The following is a 23,020-nucleotide window of genomic DNA, read 5'->3' as shown; positions in this document are numbered from 1 at the left end:
GACTATGCTCCGTCCGTTGCTCGGCTTGGATTCAAGCGCAATTCGAGAATCTTTCCGGAAACGGCTCCCACGCGCGCCACTCCAATGTCCGCCTCCACTCCCCGGCGATCCGCGTAGAAACGCATCTGCCAACTCGGTTCGCCTTCGTCTCCGGTTCGAGCGAGCTCGAAGAGCACGGTGCTCAAAGTGGCCTTCCCGACCGCTCCCGTCCTGAGGATAACCTGTAGGGCACGGTCTGAGTCAACCTTTAACCGGCTCGGATCGAAAGCTTGCGACTCCTTGTAGCGAACCAGGCCCCGCCGTCCGATCTCGATAACGCCCTCCCGCACGTCGCGTACTTGGCCGCCGATGACCGTGACCCGCTTGAGGTTCTTCCATCCGCCCGGGTTCCAATAGAGGAACTCCCAAGTCGTCGGGGTGAGGGCGGTCCGGCTGCGCGGGCCGATAATGGCGAGCATCTTGGCTTGCGACCCCTCCGGGGCATACTGTTGTGCTACCGGGAGCGCCGAAAAAGCCGTCGGCGCTGCATCCCTGTTCCGCATGGGGGCCTGCGGGGCTTTGGCAAAGGAATCCATCTGCGCAAGAAGAATGCACGCAGTGATCAGGACAAACTGTCGTTTCATAGAATCTGCCCAATAGCGAAAATCGACCTCCTTCGCAAACCTCCTTTCCGATTTGCCTTTCTTGCCGGCCTCCTCCTGCCCGTGGCGTCCGACCCTGCGCCGTGAAATGGGCGAGACGTGCCGACTCCGTCTCCGCAAGAACCCGAGTTTCTCGCTTGCCAGCGGGGCGGGTCCGGGGGTACCGAAGCTCCTAGCCGCCGAGGCCGTTCGCTGAGAAACCGCGGCGGGCTTTCCTTCTGGGCAGCTCGAGCAGGCAAGAAGATGGCCACCATTCTCGTTACCGGAGGCACCGGCTTCGTCGGGAGCCGCCTGGTCCGTCGCCTCGTCGAGCTCGGATACCAAGTCCGGGTCCTCACTCGCGGGACTGGTCACAAAAGGGGTCTTCCCTTGCAACGCTGCACGATCATCGAAGGCAACCCGCTCGATCCGGATGCCTGCCGCCGGGCGACCCAGGGAATCGATGCGGTCATTCACCTCATTGGGATCCTGAGGGAGAGCCGGGGCAGCTCTTACCGGGAAGCGCATGTCCAGACCACCCGGCTCCTCCTGGCGGCGGCCAAGGAAAACGGCGTGCGCCGCTGGCTCCACATGAGCGCCTTGGGCTCGCGTCCTTACGCACCCTCCCGTTATCACCAGACCAAGTGGACCGCCGAAGAGCTGGTGCGATCGAGCGATCTTCACTGGACGATCTTTCGGCCTTCGATCGTGTACGGGCCGGGTGATCAATTTTTAAGCGTCTTCCGGGATCTCTTGTCTCGGCCTCTCTTTCGGTACTTCGGAATCCTTCCCCTTCCCGGAGGCGGAGCGAGCCCTCTCCAACCGGTCGCTGTAGAGGATGTCGTCACAGCGTTCACCCGGGCATTGATTCTCCCGCAAACGATCGGAAGGGAATATGTGATCTGCGGACCGGATCGAGTGAGCCTTTCGGAGATCTGCTCCCTTCTGTTGAAAAGTGGGCACCAGCCGGTCTGCTCTGTCCCCTCCCCGGCTCGGCTCGGCTCGCGCCTTCTCCTCTTCGCAACGATCTTCTTCCTCTTTCCCCTCTCTGCCCTCCTCGGACTGGCCGGCGGCTTCCCTCCAGAGGGGTGGAGCGTCCTCCTCACCACTTGGGGCGGCATGGGCTTGCTGAGCCTTCGCCCGCGTCCAATCCTTTTCCTTCCCGTTCCCTGGCCGCTCGCACGCACCCTGGCGCGTTTCGCAGAAGGGCTTCCCTCGAACCTGCCCATCGGGCGCGAGCCGCTTCTCATGCTCGAGGAAGGGAACATCGGCGATCCGTCCCTCGCCGCCAGGGACCTGGGCATCGAGTTCCTGCCGTTCCGGGAAGGCCTCTTGAGCTTCCTCTGGAGCGGGGAAGAAGCGCTCTAGTTGGAGGCCAGATTCCGGACGACTCTGCGGAACCGAGCAATCGTCTCCTCGATCTCCTCCCAGCCGACCCCCTTTCCGAGGGAAAAGCGGACCATCGAACGGGCTTGCGCCTCGCTTGCCCCCATCGCCAAGAGAGCGGGAGAGGGTTGCAAGGCGCCGGAGGAGCATGCGGACCCTCCCGAAACGGCAATGCCCTCCAGGTCGAGGCCAATCAGTAGGCTTTCTCCGTCCAACGCCGAAAAGCCGATCGCCAGAGTGTTGGGCAATCTCTCAATCGGATGGCCCCATCTCCGGATGCCGGGAAGGTCCGCAATCCCCTGCCAAAGCCGCTCCGTGAGTTCCCGCTGGCGCGCCGATTCGCCCTCTCGCTCTTCCTCGGCCCGGCCCAGCGCTTCCGCCATGCCGACGATCGCCGCGACGTTCTCCGTTCCCGGCCAGCGGCCTTCTTCCTGCTCCCCTCCGAAGACGATGCGCTCAAGGGAGAGGCCAGCGCGCACGTAGAGCAAGGCCGCTCCCAGCGGCCCTCCGAATTTATGAGCCGCCAAGCTGGCAGAAGAAACTCCCCACTCCGCAAAGCAGAGCTCTTCCTTTCCGGCACTCTGGACGACATCGCTATGGAATACGACCCCTCTTTCCGCGCAGAGCCGCCCGATCGCCCGCATCGGCTGACGCGTGCCGGTCTCATTGCTGGCCGAGAGAATGGAGACCAGGGTCGTCTCTGGCCGAAAGCTTGCTTTCAACCACTCCAGATCGACCCTCCCAAATCGATCGACCGGCGCTCTCGACACGGAAAATCCCTCCGTTTCCAGGAATGCCATCGATTTTGCCACCGCGGGATGCTCGATCGCTGAGCAGATCAGGTGACTGCCCTTCTTTCGCAGCGCGCGTGCCAGCCCGACGATGCCCAAGGAGTCGCTCTGGCTGCCGCTCGACACGAAAATGATCTCCCTCGGCCTCACCCGTAACAGGGTGGCAATGCGTTCGCGAGCCAGATCGATCGCGGCGCGCGCCCTTCTTCCCTCCGCATGTAAGCTCGACGGATTCCCGCGCAGATCGAGGTAGGGCTCCATCGCTGTTCTGGCCCGCGAATCGAGCGGGGCGGTCGCATTATAGTCGAGGTAGATCCGCTTCATGCGCTGGCGGAGGCTCCAGGATCCGATCCCCGTTTCCGCACTTGGGCCTCCTGCTGGAGCAACGTCACCACGGAATAGGGCGGTACCGCCTCGGTGAGCCAGACATTGCCTCCGATCACGCTGTGCGCTCCGATGACCGTTTCGCCTCCGAGGATCGTAGCGCCGGGGTAGATCGTCACGTGATCCTCAATGGTCGGATGCCTCTTGCTCCCCTGAAGCTTTCTCCCCCCGGCCGTCGACCGGGCGCCAAGGGTAACGCCATGATAGATCTTTACGGCCTTGCCAATCCGGCAGGTCTCACCGATCACGATGCCCGTGCCGTGGTCGATAAAAAAATAGGGACCAATCTCCGCTCCGGGATGGATATCGATTCCGGTCCGCCCGTGGGCCCACTCGGTCATCATGCGCGGGAGCAGCGGCACCCCGCGCAAGTAGAGAAGATGCGCCAGCCGGTGGGTGGCGATGGCTTCGACTCCGGGATAGGCGAGCAAGACTTCCTCGGTGCTTGCCGCGGCCGGGTCTCCCGAAAATGTCGCTTCTACATCGGTGGCGAGCCGCTCCCGCGTTTCGGCAAGCCGAGCCAGAAACCACGTAGCCACCGCTTCATCTTCCCCACCGTCTCGGGCCCTTGGGCCCAGGCTCTTGCGAAGTTCCTCGGTCAAGCTCCGATGGAGGCGTGCCAGCCGCTCCTCGACGAAGTCCGAGAGTTCGCGGGAGGAGCGGGGAGGAGGAGAATGGAATCCGGGGAAGAGCAGAGCTAGCAGATCCTCCATCATCCGTGCGACCGCTGGCTTGGAAGGAAAATTCGCGCGATCGGCCCGATTAATTCCGCCATCCTTCTCGTAGGAGCGGAGCAGCGCTTCGGAAATTCCCGGAAGTGGCATCACCGATCGGACGAGCCTTGCTTCGTCCCTCCAACGGATTTCCTTCTTTTCTGGGGCCCTGCCCGCCGGCCCGGACTGCGCGAATGCTCGGACATTTTCGGCGAGAGACCGTTGTCGATCCCTCTCTTCTCCCCTACAGTCAGAGGATTCCCCCATATGGCCGACGTCGCAAGCGCAATTTGGCGTCCCCCTAGCCTCCCTCGGGTGCTCCCGTGGCCGAAATCCTATGCGGTTCTCGGCTTCCCGATCGCCCATTCGTTCTCCCCGGCCATCCATCGAGCCGCGTTTGCCGCGATCGGCTGGCCCGGGGGATACGGCCGCGTCGAGGTGGACATCGCCAGGCTCGGACCCGTCGTCGATCATCTGAAGACCTTGGGCTTTGCTGGATGGAACTGTACCGCTCCTCTCAAGCGGGAGATGTTTCGGCTCTGCGATCGGCGGGAAACGACGGCGATCCGGCTTGGCTCCGTCAACACGGTGCGACACGAGAAGGGAGTTCTCGAGGGCCACAACACCGACGGGCGAGGATGGGTGCTCGCCGTGGAGGAGGCCTTTTCGGTCTCCCTCTCGGACTTGCGCGTTCTTTTCCTGGGGCTCGGCGGCGCGGGTGCGGCACTAGCGCGCCAAGCGTCCTGGGAAGGCTGCCCTCTCCTTCATCTTGCGAACCGTACGGCTGCGACCGCACTCTCCGTTGCCAGAGAGCTCGACTCGCGAGCGCGAGTCGAGCTGGTCCCCTGGGAGGAAGCTGCCCTTCTTCGAGCGGCTTCGAACGCTGACCTTCTCGTCTCCTCTCTCGCCGAGGATCCTCCCTTCTTAAGAGATTCGAGCTTCCTCGACCATCTCCTTCGTCCCGGTCTTTTCGTCTTGGACCTGCGCTATTGGCCTCCCGAGTTGCCTCTGCTCGAAGCCGCCCGGGAACGGGGAGCCCGGAGCGCGAACGGGCTCGGAATGCTTCTCCACCAAGCCGCGCTGGCTTTCGAGCTCTGGACGTCCACTCCCGCCCCGCTCTCCCTCATGCGCGAGGCGCTCGCCGCCGCCCTCTCGGCTCGCAAGCGGGAAGGACCTGTCCGGTGAGGGAGCGCAGCACCGTCCTCGCGTCCGGCTCCAGGTGAGGGGATTTCCTCTCCCTTTCGCACAGAGCAGGAGCACGAAAAATTCGATCGTCAACGGAAAGGAAAAAAAGTTTCCCGATTGGGGGATTCCCTTGTCCGATGCCCTTTCAACTTTTACGATCCATTTTCTTACGAGAGCCGAATCAAACCGGCTTTTCTACCGCCGTGAATAACCAAGCCCAATCTGAGCACTCTCTTCGATTCGCCCCGGCTCCTCTTGGCCGTTTCTAAGCTGAGAATTTACTTGCTATCAATCACTTGCAATTCTCGCTGCAAGAAGAGCGAGAAAGAGACGTTTTCTGTGAATAACTTGTGAACAACTCGTCCGTTGATCTTGGCTGGATCTGGGAAAGAGTTTGCGCGGAGATGCAAACCATCGCCTCACGGGATGCCGTCGAACGCTGGTTTTCCCCGCTCCGAATCCTCGCACTCTCCGAGGAGGAGGTCGCTCTGGAAGCTCCCGACTCGATCTATCGCTATTGGATCGAGGAAAACTACCTCCCCCAGCTTACGAGCGCACTGGCGAAGATCCTTGGGCGGCAGGTCCGAGTCGGCTTCCCTGGCTCCCAGCCTGGCAGCAAGGCGGGTACTCCAGAGCGTCCTGCAAAGGAAGCAAAGACGGAGCTGCGGGCGAATGGTAATGGCGAAGGGCTCCCCTCCGGCGGCTTGAATCCCCGGTACACGTTCGAGACCTTCATCGTCGGAGCCAACAGCGAATTTGCCTACGCAGCGGCGCACGCCGTGGCCAACGCGCCCGCCCGAGCCTATAATCCCGTCTTCTTTTACGGGAAGGTCGGCCTCGGAAAGACGCATCTCATGCAGGCCATCGGCAATGAGATCCGCCGGCTCCAGCGTTCCCTTCACGTGCAGTATGTGACTTGCGAGCAGTTCACCAACGAGTTCATCGACGCCATCCAAAAGGGCTCCCTGCTCCGCTTTCGCAAGAAGTACAGGGAGGTCGACGTTCTCCTTCTCGACGACGTCCAGTTCCTGGCGGGGAAGGAGCGGTCGCAGGAAGAATTTTTCCATACCTTCAACTGCCTCTTTGATGGGAGCAAGCAGATCGTCTTGACCAGCGACGCGGTTCCAAGCGCCATGCAGACGCTGGAAAAACGACTCACCTCGCGATTCGAATGGGGGCTGACTGCAGAAGTTCTTCCTCCTCAATTAGAAACGAGGTTAGCGATTCTGCGTCACAAGATGCGGGGCCTATCGATCGTCGTACCCGACGAAATCCTCTCCACGATTGCGGAGCGGATTCAGAACAACGTCCGCCAACTCGAGGGCGCCCTCAATCGCGTCGCGGCTTTCGCCGCGCTCCATCCGGAAAAGCTGACTTCGGGACAAGTGCAGCTTCTTCTCAAGGATCTCTTCCGCAGTAATTCGGCCCAGGGCGTCACGATCGATTCGATCCAGAAGCAGGTTGCCGAAACCTTCGACATTCGTCTCGCCGACATGACAAGCAAACGCCGCTTGGCTCATATTACCCTTCCGCGTATGGTCGCCATGTACTTGAGCCGGAAGCTCACCACCTGTTCTCTCGCGGAAATCGGCGAAAACTTCGGCGGGCGAGATCACGGCACGGTTCTGCACGCCCAACGGGTGGTTGCGGAGAAGCTGCAATCGGAACCGCGTTTTGAAACGATGGTTCGCGAGTTGATTGAAAAACTGGAGAACCCCAGTTAAACAGGCGAAGAGGAACGGTGAATAACGCGGCCGATTTTCTTGAGACCAGATTCTTTCGCCAGGTCTGTCGGCGAGACGCCATCGGTTGTTCACAATTTAATTCACAACACAATAAACTCTATTCCAATGGGTTATGGGTTTTTTTTACTCTCTGCTGGGAGATAAGAAGAAGATGATGAGCTTCTCTCTGTCCTTCCTATAAACTGACCACAGCCATGCAGTGCGAAATCGTTCGAACCTCCTTCCTGGACGCTCTTGGCCTTGCACAAAGCGTCGTCGGCAGCCGAACCACGTTGCCGATCTTGAACAATGTCCTTCTCGAGGCCGATCCGGCGGGCAAGCTCTCCCTGTTCGCCAGTGATCTTCAGACGACGCTCCAGCTCCGCATCGACGCCGATGTGAAGGAAGCAGGACGGACGACCCTGCCGGCTCGCCGCCTCTTTGCCATCGCCAAGGAGGTATCGGCCAAGGAGCTGGCCTTGAGCTGCAATGAGAAAGAGGAAAGCACCGTCATGGGTGGCCGCTCCTCTTTTCGTCTCTTCGGATTGCCGGCTGCCGATTACCCGGCTCCCCCGGCTTCAAGCGATTCCCGCTCGTTCGATATTCCACAAGATTCGTTCGTCCAGCTGCTTCGCCGAACGGCCTATGCGATGTCGAACGACGAGATGCGCTACGTCCTCAACGGAGCGCTCTTCTGTTGGAAAGGAGAAACCCTCACCGTGGTGGCGACAGATGGGAAGCGGCTGGCTCTTATGACCGCGCCGGTTGCGGAGAAGGCAGAAGAGGAGATCCAGGGGATCGTCCCCGCACGGGCGATTACCGAGCTGCTGCGGATTCTGGGGACCGATGAGAGGAAACTGACCGTATGGCTCGAGTCGAACCGGCTCCTTCTCCAATCCGGAGACCTCGTGTTTTCTTCGAAGCTCGTCGACGGAAAATATCCCAACTATCGTGCGGCAATTCCGGAAGGTGCCCGGGAAAAGATGTACGTGTCGCGAGAGGCGCTCTTGTCGGGATTGAGGCGGGTCTCCATTGTTGCCGGTGAAAAGGTCGTTCCCGTACGCCTCCATTTCCAGAAGAACGAGCTCGAGCTGTCGTGCAGCTCCGCGGAAATCGGGGAGGCCAAGGAGACGATTTCGATCCGCTATGGAGGAGAGGAAATCCGAGCAGCCTTCAATGTCGCCTATCTCATGGATCCGCTACGAGAGAGCACGGCCGACGAAATCACTCTTCAGGTCGGGGAAGCCTCCGGACCCTGTATCTTCCAGGATGAGGAAACGTTCCTTTACGTAGTGATGCCGATGCGCAATGCCTGAGAGATCCGGATTCGTCGCTCTGTTCGAGGAACCGCTCGACCGGGAAGGGGTCGAGGAGATGGTTGCTCACTGGATTGCCCGATTCGAAAGGGTCGAGCAGGCTCTGCCCGTAGGCGAAAGAGGAGGGACGGCGACGATGGAAATCCACCGGGCTTCGGATATTTTCTGGGAGGAATATCCCCAGTTCCGAATCACCGAGGGAGACGCTTTTACCTGGGTCTATCTCTCCCTGCGCCGGAAGAGCGTCGAGACCACCGGGTTTTCGACGTCCGGAATTCCTTTTTGCCTGGAGGTCCTGCTCGAGCTCCCACGGATTCACGAAATCATCGATGAGAAGAATGAAGCGCGCTTAACGGAGTTGGAGCAGGAAGGGATCTTATGAGGTCGCTTCCCCGCCTGAGCAGCGCTTCTCCTGGAGCCCTTTCGCCGAGAGAAGGAGAGCCGGAGGCGCTGTGGAAAAGCCCGGGACTTTTGCGACGGAGGGCGCCGCGGCCATTGTTCTGGGGGCTCTTCCTCGCCTTGCTTCTTTTCGATCAGGGGTCGAAAGGGTGGATCCTCGAGCACGGAATGGATCTTCCGCTCTCTCTGGTTCCTGGGCTCCTGAATGTTGTTTCCGTTCGGAATACGGGAATCGTCTTCGGTCTCTTCGCGGGGCATAACTGGCTATGGATCGGGGTGGGCGCCTCCTTTCTGCTTGCCGGATTCCTGGTTGGGAAAAGCCTCGACTGGAGCCGGCGGGAGACCAATGTGATCGCCGCCCTTCTAGCGGCGGGTGCGACGGGAAATATCATCGATCGGGTCGTTCATGGATTCGTCGTCGACTTCATCGACGCCTATGTCGGGTCATGGCACTGGCCGAGCTTCAACGTCGCCGACAGCTGCCTCTGTGTCGCTTCGCTCTGGATCATTTTTCGATGGGTGATCGTTCCTAAGAGTAGGCCTTGATCCCGGCGGGATGGGCCGAGGAGAAGAACGTTGATTTCTCTTCCTCGACCCTATCGGCAAGCCGATCCTCCCATGCGCATATTGGTTGTCGAAGACGAAGAGAAGATTGCGACCTTTGTTCGAAAGGGCTTGCACGAGCAAGGGCTTGCCGTCGACACGCTGGCCCGCGGGGACCAGGCGCTCCTTGCCCTCGTCAACCAACCATATGACGCGGCGATCCTTGATGTTTTTCTGCCCGGTCGCGATGGTCTTAGCGTGCTTCGAGCCGTTCGGCGACGTGGGATCCATCTCCCGGTGCTCTTGTTGACTGCCAGGGGCGAGCTCTACGAACGGGTGGAAGGGCTCGAGAGCGGGGCCGATGACTACCTCCCCAAGCCGTTCGCGATGGAGGAGCTCGTTGCGCGGTTGCGTGCGCTCCTTCGAAGAGCCGCTGGGGTCGGGCTTTCTCTCTACCAAGTAGGCGACCTTACGCTCAACTTGGTGAGCCGGGTTGCGGTGAGGCGGGAGAGGAAAATCGAGCTGACGGGACGGGAGTTTTCGCTCCTGGAGCTCTTGATGCGTTCTCCCGGAAAGGTTTTTACAAGAACCGAGATCTGTGAGCATGTCTGGAACTTCCATTTCGACCCTGGAACCAATCTCGTCGATGTCTACATTCAGAAATTGAGGAAGAAGGTCGATGAGGGAGAGAGCCGGAGGCTCATTCAAACGGTCCGAGGCATTGGGTACAAGATCGAGGGGGCCTCATGAAACGCATTCCTCTGCGCTGGAAGCTCGCCTTTCTGGCCGGGATGACCGTAGGGCTCGCACTCACGCTAATCGGAGCGCTAGCTGGCTGGACCCTCGATCGGCAGCTCGCTCAGGAGGCCGATCTCCAGATGATCTCGGATGCGCGGGAAATCTTTGGCGCTTTGAAGAAGGTGCGGGCGCTCTCGCCGGGCCGCCTTCCTGAGGGTTTGGAGAGCGAGGAGAGCAGCATCTGGGAGGTCGATCGCGTGGGAGGGAGGACCCTCTATCGGGCGCCATTCCTTCAAGCGAGCAATCGCCTCTCCAAGGACGGCTTCCTTTATTTCTCCCTGGGCAAACGAACCTTTCGCGTCTTGGTGAAGAGTCAGGACGGGCAACGACTCGTCCTTGCTCGAGACACGCGCCGGCTGAAAGAGATCCTGCGGAAGGCGGAATTCGCCTACCTGCTTTCCTTTCCTCTCGCACTGGTTGTCTCGGTGTGGGGGGGATGGCTCGTTTCGGGCTACGCCTTGCGACCGGTGAGGGCAATCGCTGCGGCAGCCGAGAAGATCGGCCCCCACGCGCTTCAGGGTCGAGTCGAGGTTCCGTCGGAGGATCCGGATCTTGCGCGTTTAGCGCAAATCCTGAACGCGATGTGGGAGAGAATCGAGCAGGCGTTTCAACATGAGAAGCGGCTAACTGCCGATGCTTCCCACGAGCTTCGAACGCCGCTCACGATCCTCCGAAACCAGCTGGAGGCGGCTTTGGCCGAAGCCAAAAATCGGCAATCCCCCGAGGAAGAAGTGTTTCTTTCCCTTCTGGAGCAAGTCAAACGGTTGAGCACGATCACCGAAAATCTTCTGTTTCTCTCTCATGCGGAAAGCGGTCAGCTTCGTCTCCGAGTAGAAGCCCTAGCGTGGAGCGGAATGGTAGAGGAGGTGGTGGAGGATGCCCGGCTTCTCGCGATTCCGGGAGGGCTCTCAGTCGCTACCTCAATCCTTCCGGATCAATGGATTCATGGGGACAGCGATCTGCTGATGCGCTTGCTCTGGAATCTGGTGGATAACGCAGTCAAATATAATACCCCAGGCGGCTTCATCTGGATTACGCTTCTGGAGGAGGGTCCTTGGATCGCCTTGAGCGTCGCCAACACGGGACCGACGATCCAGAAGGAGGACCAGAGAGAAATTTTTCGGCGGTTCTACCGGGTGCAGAGCGCCAGGGGGAGCCATGCAAAGGGCAGCGGGCTCGGCTTGAGCCTCTGTCGGGAGATCGTTGCTGCCCACGGAGGGGAAATTCAGTATGACAATCCGACCGAAGGCTGGAATCGCTTCACGGTCTGGCTCCCAAAGGGGAAAGCCTCGTCCGCCCATCCGCTCACCGAGAGAGTCGGCGACGCGCCGTCTGCCTCCTCTTCGGCACGGGCGTAGCTTCGCGCAAGGAACCGAAGCTGGCGCAAGCCTCCCGCGCGGGTCGATCCGCTTAGTCGGTCTTGGCGGGGTCGTTCTGCGCTGGGGCGGGCAGAGGGGGAGGAGAGGCCGTCCGGACGCTTTCGGTCGTGGAGGCAAATGGGGGAGGCGTCGGGATGGGGATGCGGAGAGCAATCTCTCGGCAGAGCTCGTCTTCCGCTCTCTTGAGCGTGATGTCGCGAAGGAATCCGGCGGCCATGACCGATGAGATCGCAATATCGAGTGGGAAGAAGGCGGGAAGGAGCGTCGCATCCTGCCGCTGGCCGCTCACCTCGATGAGGGAGCGTCCGGTCCGTCCGGATCTGATCCGCAGCCTCAGCCCGACCCGCCAAGCGGCATAGAGAAAGGCATAGATCGCTACCGAGTCCTGAACCTCTCCGTAGACGAGTGCGTCGACGCCGAGCCAGTCGGCCACCCGTTCTGCTTTCTCGCGGGAGAGGTCCGCCGAAGTTCGCCAGCCCATTTCCTGCAAAATCTTGTCCGTGAGGGCAGGGCTCTGCAACCAGAAGTCACGTTGCGCCAGATAGGCTGCCATTCCCCGCCGAAGGCGGTTGGCGGTCGTCCACCGCCATCGCTCCCGCTCCTCGCGAGAACGCGGCGTTGCCGGGACTCCATCGAGGAGAAAGTGCCCTCTGGTCGCGTTGTCGACGAAAGGGAGGACGGAGAGTTGGAATGGGCGTTCGGTTGCCAGACTGGGGGAGGCGACCGTCTCGAATCGGGACGGATCCAGATCGATAAGATAGTCCAGGGCATTCTTTTTCCCATGGGTCGATTCCTCCTGCTCGGGGAGGAAGAAGCGCTCCGGGGGAAGGTTCTGATGGGGAGCGGGCGGCCTCGGCCGGAAAGGAAGGGTGAAGGCGGCGGGCGGAAGCGCCCGCTCCTCCGGGGAGAGCGCGGGAGCGGTCGCCACTGGGAGTGCCCTTGGAATCCCGCGAGGCTCTGCACGCGCCGTTCGCGGGGGATGTGGCACGCGGAGGACGAGCTCGCGACAGGCTTCGTCTTCCCCGCGCCGCAGCGTCACGTCACGCAGATGGACCAGGTTGCCGATCGAGGCGATGGCAAGATCGACGGGGTTGGTCGCAATGCGGAGGCCCAGGATGTTGCGGGTGGCGGTCCCGGTAAGCATCTCGCGGCCGGTGATCGCCGAGAACATCCGGATTGCCAGCTTCACCCGCCATCCCGCCGCCAGAAGCAGGTAATAGCTGCGATAGACGGAGACCGAGCCGTAAACTAGGGCATCCGCATCCAGGAAACGGCCCAGGATCTGAGGTTCGGTGCTCTTGAGAACACGATCCGACGAGATCTTGTGCGCGGCGAGCATGGAATCGACCAAGGCGACTGGAATCAGATCGAACTCCCTCGCGGCGAGATAGCCGTGGACCATGCGACGCAGCCGTTGAGAGTGCGTCCACCGCCACACGTCCAAGGCCTCTCCTTTCCGGCCAGGCCACTGGATCTCGTTGAGGACATAATTCCCCGCTCCCTCGTCGATGAAGGGAAGTACGGCGATCCGGCGAGGAGCGCGCTCGGCGAAATCCGGGCTGGTCCAGACGGTGCAAGATCCCGGATCGGGATCCATGACATAGTCGTACCAACGCTTTCGACCGTGAGAGTCGGCTCCCTTCTCCGGAAGGAAGAGACGCTGATCTCCGGCCTCTTCCGCCGCCAGGAGGGGAACGGCCAGGACACAAAGCCCGAATCCAAGGCAGAGATAGAGCCAGAGCGTCTCCAGGTCAGCAGCAGCCGAATGTCTTCTCCTCATTCCAGCCGGCTAGGCGACTCCCACCTCTTGCGCTGGAGAAGGCGGTTTCCCGTGAAGCTCACGGAGCGTAGCGTGAAGGCCGCCGGCAAACTGAAGGAGCTCGTGCGGACGTCCTGCGGTCACGCGCAGCCAGCCGGGCAGGCCCCAGCTATCCAGGCTGCGAACGAGAACGCCTCTCCGGACCAGCGCCTTCCAGACTTGCTCCGCGTGGAGAAGGCGGACCATCACGAAGTTGGCGCTTGAGGGCACCCAAGTGAGACCGGATTCCTGGAAAGACCGTTCGAGAAGAAGCCGCCCCTCCTGAACCACCTTCTTCGACTCTTGCTGGTGTCGCCGATCCTTGAGCGCGGCGGCTGCGGCTCCCTGAGCAATCCCGCTCGTATTGGTGGGAAGAGCGGCCTTTTGGAGGGCATGAGCCATTGCAGGGGATGCCAGAGCGTAGCCGATCCGGAGGCTCGCCAAGCCATGTAGCTTGGAAAAGGTCCGCAGAGCCACGATGGGAGCTCCGTCCCGAATGGCCGAGGCCAGATGCGGCGGATCCTCCAGGTAGTCGGCGTAGGCCTCGTCGAGCGCCAAGAGAACATGCGCGGGAAGACGCCGCGCAAAATCGAGCAGGGCTGTATTGTCCACGTAAGTTCCCGTCGGATTGTTCGGGTTGGCGAGAAAGATGAGTCGGGTACGGGGCGTGATGGCGGCATGGAGACTCTCGAGGTCTACGACAAAGTTTCGGTCCGGTGCCACACGCGCTCGGCATCCAAAGCGTTGTGCGAGCATTTCATACAAAGGGAACGAGTGTCGCGGTACCACGACCTCGTCACGTCGGCTCCGGAGAAAAACATGAAAGAGTAGCTCGAGCAGTTCCGTCGAGCCGCTGCCGAAGACAATCTGCTCCGGGCTGACCCCAAGCTCTGCCGCGACGAGCTCTCGGAGTCCTGCACCGGCAATCTCGGGATAGCGGTGAGACTCTTCAGCCGCGCGGCGAATCGCTTCCCGCGCCAGCGGGGAGGGCCCCAAAGGGTTTTCGTTGGCGTCGAGTCGGACAAGAGAGAGATGGCGGGGCAGGAGATCTTGGAGGGGACAGAGCTCGCGGTACGAAGAAAACAGAAGCTTGAGAATCCAAGGGTTGGGAGAGAGGGGGCCCGGCGGCTTTTCGGGCCGCGGCTCTCTTCGTCGCGAGCTAGAAGAGGGAGGCATAGCGATTGAGCTCCCACTGGGTGATCTCAGTGTTGAATTCATCCCATTCGGCGAATTTGCACCGAAGGAACTCTTCCCGCAGAGCCGGGCCCAATGCGCTTTCGACGAGCGGGTCAGCGGCGAACTCCAATAGCGCCTCTCCCAGCGACCGGGGGAGCAGGGCTTCGTGCGGTCGCCAGTTCTCCCGGCGTTCCTCCCAGGAATAGATGCTCTCCGGTTCCGGTAAGCCCGGATCGAGCTTTTGTCGAACGCCTTCAAGGCCGGCTTCCAGGGCAAGGGCCGCCGCAAGATAGGGGTTGCACGAAGCATCCGGAATCCGGATTTCGCATTGGCCGCCGCCTAGTGGAACCCGGAAGGCGTGTGTGCGATTGTTTTGACCGAGCGAGTTGAAGACGGGAGCCCAGGAATAGAACTTCATCGCTCCCTTCTTGATCAGGCGCTTATAGCTGTTGACCGTGGGGGCGAATCCTGCGCAGAGCGACCGGCCGTGCCGGAGCAGGCCGCCAAGAAAAGAGTACCCCACGGAGGAAAGCCCCAGCCCGTGCGGGTCGTCGCCCGGCTCCACCGAAAAGAGGTTGGCTCCGGTGCGGGAGTCGGCAAGCGACAGGTGGAAGTGGGCGCCATTCCCCGGCTGGTCGGTGAACGGTTTCGGCATGAAGACAGCTGTCAGGCCCTGCTGCGCAGCAATCCGTCCAGCCAGGCAGCGGAAAAAGACGAACCGATCGGCCATCTCGAGCGCCTCACAATGGCTGAAGACCAATTCGAATTGAGACCGTCCGTCTTCGTGTTGTACCGAGAAGACCTCCCAGCCGAGCTGCTCGAGCGCCTCCAAGATCGAGTCGATGAGGCTCGAGCCGTCGAAGAGCCTTCCGGCGTCATAACTTCCTTTTGTCAGGATTTCCCGCGCATGAGGAACGTGAAGACATCCGGAGTCGCCTCGGCGAAGAAAATAGAACTCGCACTCAATGCCGAGCCGAAGCTGGAAGCCTCGATCCTGGGCCTTCTCCAGAGATCGCTTCAAGGCCGCCCGCGTACAGGCCGGAAACGGAGCGTTCGCGAAGGTGAGATGGGAAGGGACCCAGGCCTGTTCCGGTCTCCAGGGCACAGGAAAGCCACGCTCCCAGTCGGGTGCCACAGCTACTTCTCCGTCTTCCGGGTGGGAACCCAGGCCGTCGAGCGCGTGGCCGGAAAAAAGCTCGCGTCGACGGATCGATCGCTCGATGGCAGAAAGAGGCAGAAGCTTCCCCTTGGGTACGCCATGGATATCGACGAAGGCGGGCAGGAAGTAGCGGATGCTCCTGCGTTGGAATGCCTCTCGGATTTCTTGGGTTTTCGAAGGTAGATGCATGGCTGCGTGGAGAAAGATCATCGGCAGAGCCCCGCTCTGCGAGGCGGGCATGAGCTTGCCTCATCCTCTCCCGCAAACATGAAGAGGAGACGAAATCGCGGTGAATTTGTATTCATTCTTCGGTCCGCAAAGCGGAAAAGTGCGCCATCCAGGTCGAAGGGAAGATCCGATGCGAAAGACGCTGCGGGCGCACCCGCGAAAGATGTCGGCTAGACAAGCTTTCCTGGAGCGGACAGAGTAGAGGGGACGAGAGCCTGCCCCTCCACGATGGACACAAAAGAGCTACAGGAAGAGGTTCGATGCCTCAAGAGGGAGCGGAACGCCGTCATCCTGGCGCACAACTATCAGGTGCGGGAGGTGCAAGAGGTCGCCGACTTCGTGGGTGATTCGCTCGGCCTTGCCTACCAGGCTCACCGAACTGGAGCCGACTGGATCGTCTTTTGCGGCGTTCACTTCATGGCGGAGACCGCGAAGATCCTCAACCCGGAGAAGAAGGTTCTTCTTCCCGATCTGGAAGCCGGTTGCTCTCTTGCCGATTCCTGCAGCGCCGAAGAACTTGCCGAGGTTCGCCGGACTTCCGATCGCCTCTTCGTCGTCACCTATGTCAATTCGACCGCCTCGGTGAAAGCACTGAGTGATGTGGTCTGCACCTCCGGGAACGCGGTGACGATCGTCAACCGGATCCCTCCCGAGTATGAGATCCTTTTTGTCCCGGATCAAAACCTCGGGGAGTGGGTGAAGCAGCGGACCGGACGGAAGATGCGTCTCTGGCAGGGGCATTGCTACGTCCATGTGGAATTTACCCATGCGAGCCTCGTGCGGATGCGGCAGCTTCATCCGGGAGCACCGGTGGTCGCCCATCCCGAATGCGATGCGGCCGTCCGGATGCTCGCCGACGAGATCTGCTCGACCGAGAAGATGGTGGACTTCTGCCGCAAGAGTCCCGCCAAGAGCTTCATTATCGCTACCGAGTCGGGAATGCTCCACCGCCTGGGCCGCGAGATTCCGGATAAAGCGTTCCTCCCCGCTCCCACCGAGCGGTGCGCCTGCGCCAACTGCCTTTTCATGAAAAAAATTACGCTGGAAAAGGTCTGTCGAAGCCTGCAATCTGGCGAGCCGGAAATTGTCGTGCCTCGGGAGATCGCGGAGCGGGCCCGCCTGCCGATCCAGCGGATGCTCGATTGGAGCGCCACGTAAGGGAGATCGACTCTACCGCTCCCTGGGGTTTGGCCCTCTTGGGCAGGACGAAGCCTTCCGGCAGGGAGCCGCCGGCAGGAGGGGGCGGGGGCGCGGCAGCGGAAGTCCGCCGGGCCGGAAGGACAGGATGAGGTAAACGAGAGGAGATAATCTCTCCCAGGGAGGGGCTGGAGCGTCGCGTCCCGGCCAGCCGGCGGGGACTTTCGCTTCCTACTATGAAAATTGCGATCATCGGTTCCGGGTATGTGGGTCTCACGACCGGGGCGTGTTTCGCCGAAGTCGGCCATGACGTGCTCTGCGTGGATAGTGATCAGGCGAAGGTGAAGAGCCTGCGCGGAGGCAGTGTCCCCTTTTACGAGCCGGGCTTGGAAGCCATGATTTCGCGGAACGTGGCGGCGGGCCGACTCCGGTTCGGGGAGTCGGTAGCGGAAGCGGTGGAGAGCTGCCTTGCCCTTTTCATCGCCGTACCGACCCCGCCTCATGAGGACGGGAGCGTCGACCTGCATTACGTGGAGAGGGTGGCCCGGGAGATTGCTGGGGCTCTGCAGGAGTACCGGGTCATCGTGGATAAGAGCACGGTCCCCGTAAGAACCGGAGAGAAGGTGGCGCAGACGATCGAACGCTACGGCAGGCAGAAGGCGCAATTCGACGTGGTGAGCAACCCCGAGTTTCTCCGGGAAGGCTCGGCGATCGGCGATCTGATGAACCCCGATCGGATCGTGATCGGAGCTTCTTCGGATCGAGCGACTGCGATCATGAAGGAGATTTACGAGCCTTTTCGGACGCCGATGCTGCTCACCGATTTGAACTCCGCCGAGCTCATCAAGCATGCGTCTAACAGCTTCCTTGCAGTGAAGATCTCCTACATCAACATGATTGCTCAGATCTGCGAGGCTTCGAAGGCCGACGTGCTTCTCGTCGCGGAGGGGATGGGTCTCGACCGCCGGATCGGCCGCTCCTTTCTGCAGGCGGGAGTAGGATGGGGCGGTTCCTGCTTCCCCAAGGATGTCTCGGCCTTCATTCGGATCGCCGAGGAGCTCGGCTGCGACTTCCGCCTGCTCAAGGAGGCCGCTTCGATCAACCGACAGCAGAGGGAACGCTTCTTGAAGAAGATTCGAGAGGAGATCTGGCTCCTGCGGGACAAGACGATCGGCCTGCTCGGGCTGGCGTTCAAGAACAATACCGACGATACGCGACAAAGCGTCGCCATGGCCTTAGCGGAGAGCTTTCTCCAGGAAGGTGCCGTGGTTCGCGCCTTCGATCCCAGGGCAATGGCGAAGGCAAAGGAGGCTCTTCCGAAGCTCCACCTCTGCTCGAAGGGAGAGGAGGTAGCTCAGGGAGCGGATTGCGTCGTCGTAGCGACCGAATGGGAAGAGTTCCGCGAGCTCGACTGGCTCTCCATGAAAAAGCGGATGGTGAGCCCGCTGGTTTTCGATGGACGCAACCTTCTGGACCGGGAAAAGATGGCCGCCTGGGGGTTTGCTTATCGCGGCATCGGTCGATGACGGGGGTCGGTGAGCGGAGTGAATACGGTTATTGTCGGGGCGCAATGGGGGGATGAGGGCAAAGGGAAGATCATCGATTTCCTCACCGAGAATGCCAACGTGGTCGTCCGCTGCCAAGGGGGGGACAACGCCGGCCATACGGTGAAGGTGGAAGGCGAAAAGTTTGTCGTCCACCTGATTCCTTCCGGCATCCTCCGGCCCGAAAAGGAATGCGTCCTGGGGAACGGGATGGTCATCGACCCGACTTCGCTCGTAAGCGAGATCGAGGGTTTGGCCGCTCGAGGGATCGCGCCCAAGGGCAGGCTCTTCGTTTCGGACTCGGCCCACTTGGTGCTTCCGTACCACCGGCGCATGGACGAGCAGCTGGAAAGCCTGCGCGGCAAGGGGAAGCTGGGAACGACCGGTCGTGGTGTCGGACCGGCCTACGTCGACAAGGTTAACCGTACCGGGCTCCGCGTTCACGATCTCCTGGAACCGAAGGAGCTTCGCAGCAAGCTCGAGGTGAGAATCGAGGAGAAGAATCGGCTGCTTTCTTTTCTTGGCGGGCAGCCGATCGACTCCGAGGAGGTGGTTCATCGCTGCTGCGAGGCGGCGGAGTTCCTACGGGAGATGATCGTGAATACGGCGATCTGGCTGGCCGATGCGATCCGGGAGGGCAAAGACATGCTCTTCGAAAGCGCCCAAGGCACCTTCTTGGATATCGATTTCGGCACCTATCCCTACGTCACCTCCTCCAATACGACGGCCGGAGGAGCGGTCACCGGAACTGGCGTGCCCCCGCATCGGATCGACCGGGTCGTCGGCTGCCTCAAGGCCTATACGACGCGCGTCGGCGCAGGGCCGATGCCGGTGGAGTCCGCCGAGCTGGCGGATCTGCTCCATCGGAGCGGGCGGGAATACGGGTCCACTACGGGCCGGGCGCGGAGGTGCGGCTGGTTCGACGGGGTGATGAGCCATTATGCTTGCTTGATCAACGGCTTCGATGAGCTCGCGGTAACGAATCTGGACGGCCTCGATACCCTCGCGACGATCCCGGTCTGCGTCGCCTACGAGTGGCGGGGTCGACGCCTTTCCCATCCGCCGACCTCCGCCGCACACTGGCAGGAATGCTCTCCCGTCTACAAGGAATTTCCCGGATGGCAACAACCGACGTCCGGTGTCCGGCGCTTTGCCGACTTGCCGGATCTCGCCAAAGAATATCTGGATGCGCTCTCCGAGTTGACCGGGTCTCCGGTCCACCTGGTCTCCGTGGGAGCAGGAAGGGAGCAGACGTTCCTTGTCGAATAGAAAGACGAGGTCGGGCGAGCTTGTAAAACCGCCGACCCACGTGGCCATCATCATGGACGGAAACGGCCGGTGGGCCCGTGCACGGAGCCTGCCCCGCGTCGAAGGACATCGAGCGGGCTTCGAGGCGGCTCGGGAGGTCGTGCGCACGGCGGCCGAGCTCGGCGTCGCGTTCCTCACTCTCTATGCGTTTTCGGTGGAGAATTGGAAACGGCCGCCCGAGGAGGTCAACGCCTTGATGGATCTCTTGAACAGCTTTGTCGAGGAGGCGGAAGCCGATCTGCTCAAAAACGATATCCGCCTGAAGGTGATCGGACGGCTCGCCGATCTGCCGGCGGGCTTGCGGGAAAAGATCGAAGAGGTGGGCCGCCGAACAGCCCAAAACCGCAAGCTTACCCTTTCGCTCGCCCTCAGCTACAGCGGTCGAATCGAGATCGTGACGGCAGCCCGGCGGATGGCCCGGGAGGTCTTGCAGGGGAGCCTGCAACTGGAGGAGATCGACGAGGCCTTGTTCCGCCGATATCTTTATACGGGCGAGGAGCCCGATCCCGACCTGCTGATTCGAACGAGCGGGGAGATGAGGATCAGCAACTTTCTCTTGTGGCAGATCTCCTACTCCGAGATCTATTTCACCGACATTCTCTGGCCCGACTTCCGTCGAGAGGCATTCTTGCGGGCCCTGGAAGAATACGGGCGCAGACAGCGGCGCTTCGGTCGCCTCGAGGAGAGGGAGCCTCTCGAATGAACCGGCGACCCGGCTGGCTTGCCCGAATCAGCTCGTCCGTCGTCCTCTGGAGTGTTGCGCTCGGCACCGTCCTGCTCGGATGGCGCACGGGGGAGATCCTCATCGTCGCCGCCTTCTCGATGATCGCTCAGTGGGAATTCTACCGCATGCAGGAGCAGAAGGGGGCCATTGTCTTCAAACGCCTGGGGATCATCGCCGGGCTCTTGTTTTACGCGATCCTCTGGTTTTGCTGGGTCGCCTTCCCCGAGGCGGCAAAGACGTTCCTGGCCTGGGAGGAGGCGCTCTTCGTGCTGACGGTCGTGGCACTGCTCTTCCGAGTCGTCTTGGGTTCCGAGGGAAGTCTCTTGCCCTTGGAGACCGGAGGCCTCACCCTCTTGGGAGTAGTCTACATCCCTTTCTTGTTTAGCTTCTTGTGCAGGATTGCCCTGGAGCCGAACAACTACGCCGATCCGCGAGCGGCTGTGCTCTTCGTGATGCTGGTCACCAAGCTTGGGGATACCGGGGCGTTCGTCGCCGGCTCGCTTCTGGGGAGGCATCGACTTCTCCCTCGGATCAGTCCTCAGAAGACGTGGGAGGGTCTGGTGGGCGGCGTCATGGCAGCGCTTCTGGCCAGCCTGGCCATCGTCTCCCTCTGCGGCGGTCTCGTCCGCTTTCGTCTGCTCGATGCGGTCTTCCTGGGCTTGGGTCTCGGTTTCCTCGGCGTCTTGGGCGATCTGGCAAAGAGCGCGGCCAAGCGCGATGCGCAGGTAAAGGATTCGGGCCGCTGGATCCCGGGGATCGGGGGAGCGCTCGACCTCGTCGACAGCTTGCTCTTCGCGGCGCCGGCGTTCTACTTTTACGGCTTGGCGCGATTCGGCGGAGCCGCGGCGTCGTGGATTCCCCGATAGGCATTTGGAAGACGAGCGGAGAGAAGAAGAGACGAATATCATGCTTCCCCCTGCGCTCAGAGACGCATTGCCGCTCCTGGGGATCGCGGCCGCTGCGACGGGGTTCTTTCTCGTTCTCCCCTTCCGCTGGAGCCGGCTTTGCGGAAGCCTGCTTCTTCTCCTGCTCGGCTTCATCGTCTTCTTCTTCCGGGATCCGGAACGGCGGCCGAGTCGGGATCCGCACGCGATCCTTGCGCCTGCCGACGGGAAGGTGGTCGTGGTCGACATCGTCCCGGAGTGCCCGTTTTCCTCCCGGCCCATGCGCCGAGTCGCGATCTTTCTCTCGGTCTTCGATGTGCACGTGAATCGGGCCCCGTCGGCAGGAAGGGTGACGAAGATCGAGTACGCCCGAGGAAGCTTCCTGGATGCGCGCCGGAAAGAGGCGGCGGAGCGCAATGAGCGACAGGACTGGTGGATCGAAACCCCACGTGGAACGGTCGGAGTGCGCCAGATCGCGGGCTTGGTAGCTCGCCGGATCGTCCGCTGGGTCGGCCAGGGAGATTCGGTGCGGGCGGGGGAGAGGATCGGGATGATCCGGTTCGGCTCCCGCACGGAGCTCTACTTGCCCGAGGAGTGCCACGTTCTCGTCGAACCGGGAAATGTCGTTCATGCAGGCGAGACCGTGGTAGGCCGGTGGCCGTGAAAGAGCACGAAAACGAGGGCAAGCTCTATCTGCTGCCGAGCCTCATGACCGCAGGGAACCTGCTTTGCGGGTTTCTTGCCATCCTCAAGATCCTGGAAGGAAGCATCCTGCGCGACAGCGAGCTTTCCGGCTGGATTCACACCTACAAGACGAGCCTCGACTTCATCCTGGCCGCCTTCGTCTTCGACCTGCTCGACGGACGGGTCGCTCGCCTCGGCGGCAAGGAGAGTGCATTCGGGCGCGAGTTCGATTCCCTGGCCGACTTGATTTCCTTCGGAGTGGCCCCAGCTCTGCTGGTCTTTGAGATCGTCCTCTACCAGTTTCCTCATCGGCTCGGATGGATCGTCGCGGCCACCTACCTCGTCTGCGGCGCGCTTCGCCTGGCCCGTTTCAACGTTCATGCCGCGCAGGCCGAGGAGAGCAAGGAGGTGTTCACGGGCTTTCCGATCCCCGCCGCAGCGGGTCTGGTCTCCTCCCTCACCCTCTTCCTGCTCTCCCTCTCCGAAACCGATCGGGATCTCAAGCAAGGGTGGGGTCGTTATGTTCTGGCCGGCCTGCTCCTCCTCCTCTCCTTCATGATGTTCAGCAAGCTCCGCTACCCGAGCTTCAAGGGGGTGGGACTGCGGACCCAGCATTCGATGCCGAAATTCCTGCTGGTCTTGACGATCGTCGCGCTGACGGTCGTCTATTATAAGTGGATGCTCGCTGTGGACTTCCTCGCCTACTTTCTCTTCGGAATCGTCCGACCGCTCCTTTCCCCGCACTGGAGACGAGCTTTAGAGGAAGAGACCGAGGAACGGGAAGCTTCCTCGGAATGATGAGCGGCGATCGTTGGTTGGGCAGAGCTGGATTCGAACCAGCGAAGGCGTGAGCCAGCAGATTTACAGTCTGCCCCGTTTGGCCGCTTCGGTATCTGCCCGTCTTGCCGAAGGAGAAAAGAAGACGGTGGATCCCCTCTCCCCCCAAGCGATAGGGGGTAAGCAAAGCACCTTGGCATCGGGTTGGCAAGGAGGAAGAAGGGGTCGGCGCCATTCCGCTCCCTCCTCCTCCGGGCGTGGGTTCCTTGGGTCTCTGTTGCCGCCGACGCCCTGACACGAAGCGACCAGCCCCGCCTTTTTGAGGCAACCGGCGGTTGACAAGGATGCTAAAAGACTTAGCTT

The 23,020-nt window shown here is 61.3% G+C and carries 21 protein-coding genes and 1 tRNA gene; 15 read left to right on the top strand and 7 right to left on the bottom strand.

From position 1 onward, the window contains the following. Positions 1 to 2: 2 nt before the first annotated feature. A complete protein-coding gene (locus MacB4_RS06985; protein WP_206863171.1) occupies positions 3 to 623 on the bottom strand; it encodes a hypothetical protein in 621 nt (206 codons plus the stop codon). Positions 624 to 884: 261 nt separating this feature from the next. Here MacB4_RS06985 and MacB4_RS06980 point away from each other — a divergent pair, with 261 nt between their 5' ends. Then, the gene (locus MacB4_RS06980; protein WP_206863170.1) at positions 885 to 1,988 is read left to right on the top strand and encodes a complex I NDUFA9 subunit family protein; all 1,104 of its coding nucleotides are present in this window, start codon (positions 885 to 887) and stop codon (positions 1,986 to 1,988) included. On the opposite strand, the gene MacB4_RS06975 is transcribed toward MacB4_RS06980, so the two are convergent. Then, on the bottom strand, positions 1,985 to 3,121 hold the full coding sequence (locus MacB4_RS06975; RefSeq protein ID WP_206863169.1) for a cysteine desulfurase family protein: 1,137 nt from the start codon (positions 3,119 to 3,121) through the stop codon (positions 1,985 to 1,987). The two genes, MacB4_RS06980 and MacB4_RS06975, sit on opposite strands and share 4 nt — an antisense overlap. Beyond that, positions 3,118 to 4,005, bottom strand: a complete 888-nt coding sequence (gene epsC, locus MacB4_RS06970) for a serine O-acetyltransferase EpsC (RefSeq protein WP_206864978.1) — start codon at positions 4,003 to 4,005, stop codon at positions 3,118 to 3,120. The genes MacB4_RS06975 and epsC overlap by 4 nt, the downstream gene beginning before the upstream one ends. A gap of 156 nt (positions 4,006 to 4,161) precedes the next feature. Between epsC and MacB4_RS06965 the strand changes: the two genes are divergently transcribed. The 7 genes from MacB4_RS06965 (at position 4,162) to MacB4_RS06935 (ending at position 11,217) form a co-directional block, all read left to right on the top strand. Beyond that, on the top strand, positions 4,162 to 5,079 hold the full coding sequence (locus MacB4_RS06965; RefSeq protein ID WP_206863168.1) for a shikimate dehydrogenase: 918 nt from the start codon (positions 4,162 to 4,164) through the stop codon (positions 5,077 to 5,079). 404 nt (positions 5,080 to 5,483) lie between these two features. Beyond that, positions 5,484 to 6,803: a chromosomal replication initiator protein DnaA gene (gene dnaA / locus MacB4_RS06960; RefSeq protein WP_242529160.1), complete on the top strand. Its 1,320-nt coding sequence runs from the start codon at positions 5,484 to 5,486 to the stop codon at positions 6,801 to 6,803. 215 nt (positions 6,804 to 7,018) lie between these two features. Next, complete coding sequence (gene dnaN / locus MacB4_RS06955; RefSeq protein ID WP_206863166.1) at positions 7,019 to 8,119, top strand: DNA polymerase III subunit beta; 1,101 nt, start codon at positions 7,019 to 7,021, stop codon at positions 8,117 to 8,119. Next, complete coding sequence (locus MacB4_RS06950) at positions 8,112 to 8,501, top strand: hypothetical protein (protein WP_206863165.1); 390 nt, start codon at positions 8,112 to 8,114, stop codon at positions 8,499 to 8,501. Before dnaN ends, MacB4_RS06950 begins: the two co-directional genes overlap by 8 nt. Continuing rightward, positions 8,498 to 9,064 carry a signal peptidase II gene (gene lspA, locus MacB4_RS06945; protein ID WP_206863164.1) on the top strand — a complete coding sequence of 189 codons (567 nt, stop codon included), beginning with the start codon at positions 8,498 to 8,500 and terminating at the stop codon, positions 9,062 to 9,064. The genes MacB4_RS06950 and lspA overlap by 4 nt, the downstream gene beginning before the upstream one ends. Positions 9,065 to 9,136: 72 nt before the next feature. Beyond that, positions 9,137 to 9,811 carry a response regulator transcription factor gene (locus MacB4_RS06940; RefSeq protein ID WP_206864977.1) on the top strand — a complete coding sequence of 225 codons (675 nt, stop codon included), beginning with the start codon at positions 9,137 to 9,139 and terminating at the stop codon, positions 9,809 to 9,811. Next, a complete protein-coding gene (locus MacB4_RS06935; RefSeq protein WP_206863163.1) occupies positions 9,808 to 11,217 on the top strand; it encodes a cell wall metabolism sensor histidine kinase WalK in 1,410 nt (469 codons plus the stop codon). Before MacB4_RS06940 ends, MacB4_RS06935 begins: the two co-directional genes overlap by 4 nt. A gap of 52 nt (positions 11,218 to 11,269) precedes the next feature. Here the strand turns inward: MacB4_RS06935 and MacB4_RS06930 are convergent, their stop codons facing one another. Genes MacB4_RS06930 through glnT form a run of 3 tightly spaced genes read right to left on the bottom strand, consistent with a single transcriptional unit; the run spans position 11,270 to position 15,611 of the window. After that, positions 11,270 to 13,018 carry a GNA1162 family protein gene (locus MacB4_RS06930; protein WP_206863162.1) on the bottom strand — a complete coding sequence of 583 codons (1,749 nt, stop codon included), beginning with the start codon at positions 13,016 to 13,018 and terminating at the stop codon, positions 11,270 to 11,272. A 9-nt stretch (positions 13,019 to 13,027) separates the two neighbouring features. Beyond that, a complete protein-coding gene (locus tag MacB4_RS06925; protein ID WP_206863161.1) occupies positions 13,028 to 14,212 on the bottom strand; it encodes a histidinol-phosphate transaminase in 1,185 nt (394 codons plus the stop codon). After that, on the bottom strand, positions 14,196 to 15,611 hold the full coding sequence (gene glnT / locus MacB4_RS06920; protein ID WP_242529159.1) for a type III glutamate--ammonia ligase: 1,416 nt from the start codon (positions 15,609 to 15,611) through the stop codon (positions 14,196 to 14,198). Before glnT ends, MacB4_RS06925 begins: the two co-directional genes overlap by 17 nt. A 216-nt stretch (positions 15,612 to 15,827) precedes the next feature. On the opposite strand from glnT, the gene nadA reads away from it, so the two are divergent. The 7 genes from nadA to pssA all read left to right on the top strand — a co-directional run bounded on the left by nadA (position 15,828) and on the right by pssA (position 22,678). Next, the gene (nadA, locus tag MacB4_RS06915) at positions 15,828 to 16,757 is read left to right on the top strand and encodes a quinolinate synthase NadA (protein WP_206863160.1); all 930 of its coding nucleotides are present in this window, start codon (positions 15,828 to 15,830) and stop codon (positions 16,755 to 16,757) included. Between the two features lie 215 nt (positions 16,758 to 16,972). Further along, on the top strand, positions 16,973 to 18,262 hold the full coding sequence (locus MacB4_RS06910) for a UDP-glucose/GDP-mannose dehydrogenase family protein (protein ID WP_206863159.1): 1,290 nt from the start codon (positions 16,973 to 16,975) through the stop codon (positions 18,260 to 18,262). Between the two features lie 18 nt (positions 18,263 to 18,280). Continuing rightward, complete coding sequence (locus MacB4_RS06905; RefSeq protein ID WP_206863158.1) at positions 18,281 to 19,549, top strand: adenylosuccinate synthase; 1,269 nt, start codon at positions 18,281 to 18,283, stop codon at positions 19,547 to 19,549. Further along, positions 19,539 to 20,291, top strand: a complete 753-nt coding sequence (locus MacB4_RS06900) for an isoprenyl transferase (RefSeq protein WP_206863157.1) — start codon at positions 19,539 to 19,541, stop codon at positions 20,289 to 20,291. Before MacB4_RS06905 ends, MacB4_RS06900 begins: the two co-directional genes overlap by 11 nt. Next, positions 20,288 to 21,178: a phosphatidate cytidylyltransferase gene (locus MacB4_RS06895; RefSeq protein WP_206863156.1), complete on the top strand. Its 891-nt coding sequence runs from the start codon at positions 20,288 to 20,290 to the stop codon at positions 21,176 to 21,178. Before MacB4_RS06900 ends, MacB4_RS06895 begins: the two co-directional genes overlap by 4 nt. A 40-nt stretch (positions 21,179 to 21,218) precedes the next feature. Continuing rightward, positions 21,219 to 21,860 (top strand): phosphatidylserine decarboxylase family protein, encoded by a 642-nt coding sequence (locus MacB4_RS06890; RefSeq protein ID WP_206863155.1) that lies wholly within the window; start codon positions 21,219 to 21,221, stop codon positions 21,858 to 21,860. After that, the gene (gene pssA / locus MacB4_RS06885) at positions 21,857 to 22,678 is read left to right on the top strand and encodes a CDP-diacylglycerol--serine O-phosphatidyltransferase (protein ID WP_242529157.1); all 822 of its coding nucleotides are present in this window, start codon (positions 21,857 to 21,859) and stop codon (positions 22,676 to 22,678) included. The genes MacB4_RS06890 and pssA overlap by 4 nt, the downstream gene beginning before the upstream one ends. 18 nt (positions 22,679 to 22,696) lie before the next feature. Here pssA and MacB4_RS06880 read toward each other — a convergent pair. Further along, positions 22,697 to 22,779, bottom strand: a tRNA-Tyr gene (locus MacB4_RS06880). Positions 22,780 to 23,020: the final 241 nt, after the last annotated feature.

Source organism: Methylacidimicrobium sp. B4 (assembly GCF_017310545.1).
Classification (GTDB): domain Bacteria; phylum Verrucomicrobiota; class Verrucomicrobiia; order Methylacidiphilales; family Methylacidiphilaceae; genus Methylacidimicrobium.
The sequence above is the reverse complement of the archived record's forward strand: the minus strand, read 5'-3'. Positions and strand labels throughout refer to the sequence as shown.